Source organism: Luteibacter sp. (genome assembly GCF_036499525.1).
Lineage (GTDB): Bacteria > Pseudomonadota > Gammaproteobacteria > Xanthomonadales > Rhodanobacteraceae > Luteibacter.
Window position 1 is genome coordinate 1 of sequence record NZ_DASYDO010000066.1, and the last position, 8,032, is coordinate 8,032.

Annotated in this window: 7 protein-coding genes, 1 pseudogene and 1 other annotated feature; of the genes and pseudogenes, 5 read left to right on the plus strand and 3 right to left on the minus strand. The window is 65.0% G+C overall.

Translation table 11 applies throughout. From position 1 onward, the window contains the following. The 5 genes from VGM71_RS13150 to VGM71_RS13170 form a co-directional block, all read left to right on the plus strand. Nucleotides 1–190: hypothetical protein (locus VGM71_RS13150; protein WP_331541707.1), on the plus strand; the 190-nt coding region annotated here is incomplete at its 5' end. 105 nt (nt 191–295) lie between these two features. Then, nucleotides 296–1,540, plus strand: coding sequence for an aminotransferase class I/II-fold pyridoxal phosphate-dependent enzyme (locus tag VGM71_RS13155; RefSeq protein ID WP_331545849.1), 1,245 nt, complete (start codon nt 296–298; stop codon nt 1,538–1,540). A 3-nt stretch (nt 1,541–1,543) separates the two neighbouring features. Continuing rightward, entirely contained in the window at nt 1,544–2,149 is a 606-nt protein-coding gene (locus tag VGM71_RS13160; RefSeq protein WP_331545851.1) for an SGNH/GDSL hydrolase family protein, read from the plus strand. Nucleotides 2,150–2,186: 37 nt separating this feature from the next. Beyond that, on the plus strand, nt 2,187–2,441 hold the full coding sequence (locus tag VGM71_RS13165; RefSeq protein ID WP_331545853.1) for a type II toxin-antitoxin system prevent-host-death family antitoxin: 255 nt from the start codon (nt 2,187–2,189) through the stop codon (nt 2,439–2,441). After that, nucleotides 2,438–2,848, plus strand: a complete 411-nt coding sequence (locus VGM71_RS13170) for a type II toxin-antitoxin system VapC family toxin (RefSeq protein WP_331545855.1) — start codon at nt 2,438–2,440, stop codon at nt 2,846–2,848. Before VGM71_RS13165 ends, VGM71_RS13170 begins: the two co-directional genes overlap by 4 nt. 37 nt (nt 2,849–2,885) lie before the next feature. On the opposite strand, the pseudogene VGM71_RS13175 reads toward VGM71_RS13170, so the two are convergent. From VGM71_RS13175 to VGM71_RS13185, 3 genes and pseudogenes are all read right to left on the minus strand, one after another. Further along, nucleotides 2,886–3,453: pseudogene (locus VGM71_RS13175) on the minus strand (IS3 family transposase); the annotation flags it as partial. Then, nucleotides 3,078–3,201 (minus strand) — a sequence feature (AL1L pseudoknot). Its footprint overlaps the pseudogene before it by 124 nt. Nucleotides 3,454–3,837: 384 nt before the next feature. Continuing rightward, the gene (locus tag VGM71_RS13180) at nt 3,838–6,396 is read right to left on the minus strand and encodes a hypothetical protein (RefSeq protein ID WP_331545857.1); all 2,559 of its coding nucleotides are present in this window, start codon (nt 6,394–6,396) and stop codon (nt 3,838–3,840) included. A gap of 41 nt (nt 6,397–6,437) precedes the next feature. Continuing rightward, nucleotides 6,438–7,673, minus strand: coding sequence for a hypothetical protein (locus VGM71_RS13185; protein WP_331545859.1), 1,236 nt, complete (start codon nt 7,671–7,673; stop codon nt 6,438–6,440). Nucleotides 7,674–8,032: the final 359 nt, after the last annotated feature.

Sequence of the window (8,032 nt, forward strand, 5' to 3'; positions counted from 1 at the left end):
ACGGCGCGAACGCGGCGACGACAGCACCCACCTACTCGCCTGGACAAGCGAGGGCACCACCGTCGCCCTGCGCCTGCGTATCCAGAGCGCGACCGCCATCGATGCGAACGGCCAGGGCAAGCGCGGTCTGCGCGGGGTGCAACTGCCGGCGGCGATTGCGGGCGCCTCGGCGGTAACGGCGGCACCATGAGGAGGCATCAGATACAACGCAACAGCCTGCCCGCAATCCACGGACGCTGCTAGGATCGGACCACGACTGCCGGCATCGCCCCGGCGCAGCCACCGGACGCAGCACGTGTCACCGATCAAGCCCAGCGCCCACCTGACGGAAGTACGTTACGAAATCCGCGGTGCCCTTACCCGCCGTGCACGCGATATGGAAGCGGCCGGCCAGGCGATCATCAAGCTCAATATCGGCAACCCCGGTCGCTATGGGTTCACCACCCCGCCGCACCTGCGCGAAGCCATCGGCGCGCACCTGGTCGACAGCGAGGCTTACGGGCACGAACAGGGCCTGGAAGAGGCCCGCGAAGCCATCGTCGCCCAGCAGCGGCTGCGCGGCGCCACCCGTGCGGACGTGGAACGCGTCTTCATCGGCAACGGCGTGAGTGAACTCATCGATATCTCGCTGCGCGCGCTGCTTCAGCCGGGCGACGAGGTACTGCTGCCCAGTCCGGACTATCCGCTATGGAGCGCTGCCACCATCCTCAACGATGGCAGCCCGCGCTACTACCGTTGCCTCGCCCCGAACGGCCACCTGCCGGATCCGGATGAGATCGACGCCCTGGTGGGACCGCGCACGCGTGCACTGGTCCTCATCAACCCGAACAATCCCACCGGCGCGGTGTATCCCAAGGCCTTGCTTGAACGCATCGTGGAGGTTGCGCGGCGGCACGGCCTGCTCCTGCTCTGCGACGAGATCTACGACGAGATCCTGTACGACGGCGTGCCGTTTCAGCCGCTCGCGGCCATCGCGGACGATCATCCTTGCGTGAGCTTCGGCGGCCTGTCGAAGGTGCATCGCGCCTGCGGCTATCGCGTAGGCTGGATGAGCCTTTCCGGCGATCCGCGCCGTACTGCCGAGTACCGCGACGCGCTGCAACTGCTCGCCGCGCTTCGCCTGTGCGCGAACGTCACCGCCCAGTGGGCCGTGCGACCTGCGCTGCTCGACAAGCCGACGATCGGCGAACTCACCTCGCCCGGCGGTCGCTTGCACGAGGCCCGACGGATCGTCCTCGAGGGCGTGGCGGCGAGCCCGTTCCTCGACGTGGTGACGCCGGGCGGCGCCATCTACGCGTTTCCGCAGGTGCGCGCGGAGGCCATCGCATCCTTCGATGACACTGCCTTCGCCCTGCGCCTGCTCGAGGAGGAAAGCGTGCTCGTGGTGCCGGGGACCAGCTTCAACCTGTCCGCTAGCCGGCACCTGCGCCTCACCCTGCTGCCCGAGCTCGCGCAACTGGCCGACGTGTTCGTGCGCATCGACCGCGTGCTCGGCCGCATGGCCGCGGAAGCGGCACCGGCCGCCAGCGCGGTGGCCTGATCCATGGGAGCGACCACGTTCCTCGCCCTGGGCGACTCGTACACGATCGGCGAAGGCGTCGCGGAAGAAGGCCGCTGGCCCGTGCAGCTCGCCGCGCGGCTGCGCGAACGAGGCATCGCCGTCGACGCGCCGCGCATCGTCGCTACCACCGGCTGGACCACCGACGAGCTCTCGTCGGCGATGGATGCTGGCGCACTGAGTCCGGGTTACGGTCTGGTCACGCTGCTGATCGGCGTGAACAACCAGTACCGCGGGCGGCCAGCCACCGAGTACCGCGAGCAGTTTCGCGAACTGCTCCTGCGCGCCGTGGAACTGGCCAGCGATCCGCGACGCGTGGTGGTCATCTCCATTCCGGACTGGGGCGTGACCACGTTTGCGGAGGGGCGCGACCGCGAAGCAATAGGCCGCGACATCGACACGTTCAACGCCATCGCCCACGACGAAACCCTGCGGATGCGGACACGCTGGGTGGACGTGACGGCAACCTCGCGAGATGCGGGGGCAAAACCCGGCATGCTTGTCAATGACGGGCTGCATCCGTCCGCCGCCCAATATGTGATGTGGACCCGGTCCATCCTCCCGGAGGCAAAGGCCGCCGTGGGGCCGTGATAGACTAAGTCCGTCTAGCTAAGTCGAGTAAATCGCGATGACCACTGTCGTCAACATCCACGAAGCCAAAACCCACCTCTCACGACTGGTCGAGAAGGCGGCTCACGGCGAGTCGGTGGTCATTGCCAAGGCCGGCAAGCCGATGGTTCGGATCGTTTCCATCGATACGCCGACACCCGCCAGGAAGAAACGGATTGGATTCCTTGCCGGGCAGGTCGTCGTGCCAAGCGTGCAGGCGTTCAACGCGCTGGGCAGCGAGGAAATCGCCGACATGTTTGGCGGTGAGGCATGAAGTTACTGCTGGACACGCATTTGCTGCTGTGGACGTCAGTATCCAGTGAGAACGTGGGTCCGAGCGACGCGCTGTCGCCTGAATCACGCCAGCTGATCGAGGATGAGAGCAACGAATTATTTTTCAGCGCGGCCAGTGTCTGGGAAGTAGCCATCAAGAACGCGCTCGGCAAACCGGACTTCAAGGTAGATCCGCACTTGTTCCGCCGGGGGTTGCTGGACAACGGCTATATAGAACTGGCCATCAGCAGCGCTCACGCGGCAGCCGTTGCCAATCTGCCCGACCATCACAAGGATCCATTCGACCGCCTCCTTATCGCTCAGGCGACGGTCGAGGGCATTGCGCTGCTGACCAACGACGTGAGGGTTGCCGCATACACGGCGAGCCCAATCCGCCTCGTGAAATAACTGAATCGCCCCGGGTTTCAGCGAGCGCGTTATCGTTGCCGCGCATGACGCCACGCAAGCCTTGTCGCCGCATCAAGCGCTCGACGGTGCAACGTGCCACGGTTATCCCCTCCCGTGCCAGCTGCTTCCAGATCTTGTCGGCACCGTAGACTTGCAGGTTACCGTGCCAGACCCGTTCAATCTCAGGCACCAGCATCGCGTCGCGCTTAGCACGAGCACAACGCCAGCTTGGCGCTCGTCCAAGCGCCGCATGCCGCCGATATCCCGCTCAACCCCGAAGGTGCTTCGATGGGCGTCGATGAAGTCCCTCAAGACTTGAGTCGGCGGTCGAGCTCCGCCTGGGCGAAAAAGCACTCGCCAGCTTCAGTATCTCGTTGGTCCGGTGCAGCTCCTTGACCTCGCTCCAGCTCCTTCATCCGCGGTGCCTCGGCCGTGGTCACGCCATCGCGAACGCCAGTGTCGACCTCGTGCCGCTGAAGCCAGTCCAGCAAGGTCTGCGGCACGCAGCCGATCTTCGGCGCTATCGATTCCACCGCAGCCCACGGCGATGGGCACTCTCCGCGATGCTCCTGCACCAGGCGCACAGCGCGCTCGCGACCGTCCAACTTCTGGGGGTCAGTTCAAACCTGGGGCGATTCGGCCTTGCAATCGGGCGTGCCGAGGTGCACGTCGGAGATGAAGGCGCTGCGGCAGGTGAGCTTCGCCATGGCATCGGTTCCCGGGTTGTCCCGGGTTGTCCCGGGTTGTCCCGGGTTGTCAGTCTCGGGGCGGGAGGTAACCGGGGCATGGCGTGGGCATTGCAAAGATGTTGCGGCCGGCGACACATTCGAGTCCGGCGTCTGCCGGACTCCGTGTCTCAGTGAGATGAGTCGCCTGACCTGATACGGATCTGCTTATTCGGCCCTCGTCGTCGCGGCGGAGAAGGTTGGCCCCGAGTTTGGCGATAGGGGCATCTACCACCGGCTCGTGAGTCCGTCACGCCAATAAGCCTATGAGCTCCATCTGATATGGTCCATCAAGAATCCGTTGTCTCCCACTGGCTCAAAAACCGCATGTATTCTAAATCCCGCAATGAGCTGACCTATGGGCGCAGAAAAGCTAACACGAGTGGGATTGAAGCTGCCGCTGTACGGCAATCGCACCATTTCGATGGGACTATTTTTCGCATCAACATAAGTAACCGTGTGACCGCCGCCGTGAATAAAGTCCACATCGAATTCGACCTCGGTGAAGTTACCGTTAAATCTAAACTCGAGGATCGAATGATTACCGCAAGCCAGAGCGCCGCGCCCGAAGGCGACTTGCGCAGTCTGAGCAATGCGCGACGGATTTTGCGGGATTCCCATCGCCAATATTTCTATCGTGAGCCCTGAAGCCAAGGCCACGGGCGCGTTGAGCTGGAAGACGACGGGTGTAGCGTTCTCGAAGTCCTCATATCCGGACACAAGCGCAGCAACGGTAAACAGCCATACGTTCGAGTACACGTCGTCCGCGTGATACAGCGACTTCGCGTAGAAACGGTGGCCGCCTGCCGCCACGGCGATACCGAGGAGGTCCCACGTGCCGCTGACCGGATCGGCCGTCGCCGTACCCTTCAACACCGCGCTTGACCCGCTGCCGTCGTAAATGGCCACGTCCCGGCCCTTCTCCGCCGTGCCCTGCAGGTCAACCGTGGCCGTCACGACGGTACTGCCTTCGAGGACCTCATTGCCCCTATCATCGATGACGCGATCCAACGTGGGCACCTCGAGTTCGGCCTCGGCCCCCATCTGCAGCACGCGCCCCTCGGAGCGATCCGAACCGCCACTGGCAAAGGCCACGGTGTATTGCACGGTGACCTCGCCACCGTCGTTGGCGGTGACGTACGGGGTCTTGGGCACGAAGAAGCTGACCCCGCGGGTGGTATCGCGCACGGTGAGGGTGTCGGTATAAACCTGGGGCGATGTCGTGCCCGTCCAGGTCAAGGTGACCCGGTCGTTGGCCGCCATGGTGGTCCAGCGGACATCGACCTGTGCCCCCACGAAGTCGTCGATGCGCGCCGGATCCAGCCGGTCGCCCTCGGCCTGGGGCACGCTCGGCGGCGGCAGGTTCTGGGTGGCGCCGGCGATCCGGTAGGTCGTCGCCGGCGAGGGGTAGAGCGCATTGGGCCGCAGGCTCCGGCGCACGCGGCGGCCGAGCTCGGCATCGAAGGTGTCCACCGCGTAGGCGAAGGTGGCCTGGCTGCCGCTCAAGGCGGCGATCTTGTTCGCCGGCACGACAAAGGGCAGCGGAAACGGCGTGCTTGCGCCGATGTCGCGGCCATCCTCATGCCCCACGGGCGTGCCGCCGGTGGTGGTGCCATACATCTCCAGGCTGACGCGGCTGCCCGGCACGATCAGCGGATTGGCCTTGACCATGGCGTGGGCCCCGTTGGGCACGCTCCCCGGATCGAGCACGTCACCGATCGCCTCGGCCACGTAAGGCGCTTCCAGGCGTTGCAACTGGCCGGTCACGCTCAGCCGGCGCGGCGCCGAAGCGAGAGTGTCCTGACCGCGTTTTATGGTATAGCCGATGGCGCAGGTGCCCTGGGCCAGGGGCGCGAAGAGCGCGTTGGGCAGGGTGAAGATCAGCGGCCGGCCGGTGGCGAGGGCGGTCTGCGGCGGCGTATCGTGATGGCTGGCGGTGCCCTCGGCGGTAAGCCCGTCCAGATGGACGGTGACCACGTCATCGCGCACCAGGTTAAAGACCTCGGCCCTGGCATCGGCGCTGCCCAGCTGGGTCAGGTCGATGACCTCGCCTGCATCGCCCACGGTGGGATCCACCCAGGGCGGATCCAGCGCGCCGGGATCGTCGGCCGCCACCAGCGTCGGCGGCGACCACAGCGACCAGTTCTGGACCTGGTCGTAGACCTGGTAATTGACGTTGATCCCGCTGCCGAAGCCGCCGGCATCGATCATCGCGCGCTCGACGGTGAAGGTGTAAGGCTGACTCTCCTCGCCCGCCGCCACGGTGACCTCCTGCTCGTTGCCGGCCAAGCCCCAGCGCAGGATGAGCCGGTCGCCGGCGGCCTTGTTCTGCCAGGGCGCAATGGTGACGCGTGCGGCGGAGGTATCCGGATCGATGATGGCCGGGTCGACCGCCGGCGGCGCAAGGTTCTCGTTGCGGTAAGGCGTATCGGCGACCGGATCCGGGCCGCCGGGCAGCGACAGCTTGAGGTAGAGCGCCACGGGGGCGGGTGAGGTGACGGGTATGCCCAGTTGGTTGGTAACCCGGGCGAAGGCCTCGTAGGAGCCATCGGCCAGGGGTGCGAAATTCCGTGCCGGGATCAGGACATCGACGGTCGTGTCCTTGTCGGCGGCCGAGGCCGGCGCCTGGCCGAAGATGCGGTTGTTGACGAGGATGGCGACGGTATCGCCGTCCTCGAAGCCATCCCAGGGGCCGACCAGGGCCAGCACGTTGCGCTCCGGATCGCGCAGGATCTCGTCGTAGCCCAGCCCGCCGTCGTCGGCGTCGGGGATGCGCGGGGTGGGTAGCGGGGCGGCGCTGGTGCGGAAGTCGCTGTAATCCATGATCGCTCTCCTTGCGATAGGGTGTGTGCAGGTGAATATCGTCAGTGGCGCGTCGCTACGTAGATCCATGCCTGTTCGGCGATGCCGGTGCCCTTGTCGTTGGTCACCGTATAGTCGAAATGGGCGCGACCGTAGGTGATCGGCAATAGGTATCGGGTGGGAATAAGGATGTTGATGAATACGGCGTCGACAGGAGGCTCGGCGGTATCGTCCTGCCGGGGATCGAGGTCCGTCGGAACAACGTCGTAGTCGAGCGTGTAGGCCGACTCGGGAATCGGCTGGCCGACCGGCGGTGGCCGTGTGTCGTCGTATCCCTGGAACACGACATGGATCCGGTCGCCGGAAGCCATGTTGGCGTATTCGTAGATACGCACGGGAGTGCCGCCGCCGCTGACCGCCTTGTCGTAATCGATCTGCTCCGGTGCTCCCCCGGCGGGGCCTTCGACCCACTTCGCCCTCGCCAGCGGATCGCCCCCGCCGGGCATATCAGTGAAGCGTACGGTCAGGATCACCGGAAGGGACATGGCGGACACGTTGCCTGCGCGGTCGGTGATCTGGCAGGTAAAAACATGAGCGCCGTTGCCGGCCGCCTCAAGCGCCACGCGCGGGAAGGGCAGCTCCTCTTCCGGCTCGAGGATGTCCACGACCTCTACCGGCGCGCCAACCGGCGCACCATCGATGAATGCCCGTATGAGATCTCCGCGCGCCTTGTAGAGATACGGAACGACGGCGGATGAGAGGTATTCGTTGCCATCGCTGTCGACGGAAAGCTTGTCCGACGTCACGCCGTCATCGACGACGTCCTGGGCGAAGCGGAGCGCAGGAACCGCGTCGCCGCCCGGCGGGCGCTTGTCGACCCGAAACCTGTAGACGCGGGACACGTACGGATCACTTATAACGCTGCCCTGCGCGACGTAGAGATCGAACGCCCGGTCGTCTCCGTTGGCAACATTCAATGGCGCGAGATCCAGACGCATTTCCAGATCGCCAACGAAATCGCCGAGCCTGACGCTGTCGCTGATGGAAAGCGGGTCGGGTTGTTCGGGATCTCCACCCGGGAGGAGGACAAATGCCTGGGCGGTGTCATCGTCCACGCCCCGGCCCCACTTGGGACAGGTGACCGCGACCTCGCCATCGCTCAGGGCAACGGGGATGACCTTCCGGGCTTCGTCGGGTTCGCCGGGGTCTGGCATCAGGTCAATTGCGACGGGTATGTCGGGATCGACATCGATCGGCTCGACCCTCTTGCCGCGAAGTGCTTCGACAAGCCCGGTCATGGCCGAGCCCGGAGTGCGAGCGTAAGAACAGACATGGGGCGGTCTCCTTACCAGCCGACGTATGGCACCGTCTAGGATTGCTGCCAGTGCCCATGAGCAAGCCTACGCCGACGGGATCGAAAGAGAATCCTCCTTTTGTTGTAGGGAAAGATGCCCGTTTGCGGCTACAGGATCGGCACTTCGTGTTCCGGGAACGTTTCTCACGCATTGGCCATAAGGGGCTCTCTCTCGATCCGTGTGGTTGACCTTCAGGCCGCGGTCTGTTGATCGGGGTCGAGCCAGGGATTCTTCGGTAGATGCCTGAGGTTGGCGCAGATCAGGTAGCTGATGGTGATGAGGTGGTCATCAGTGCCGTAGCC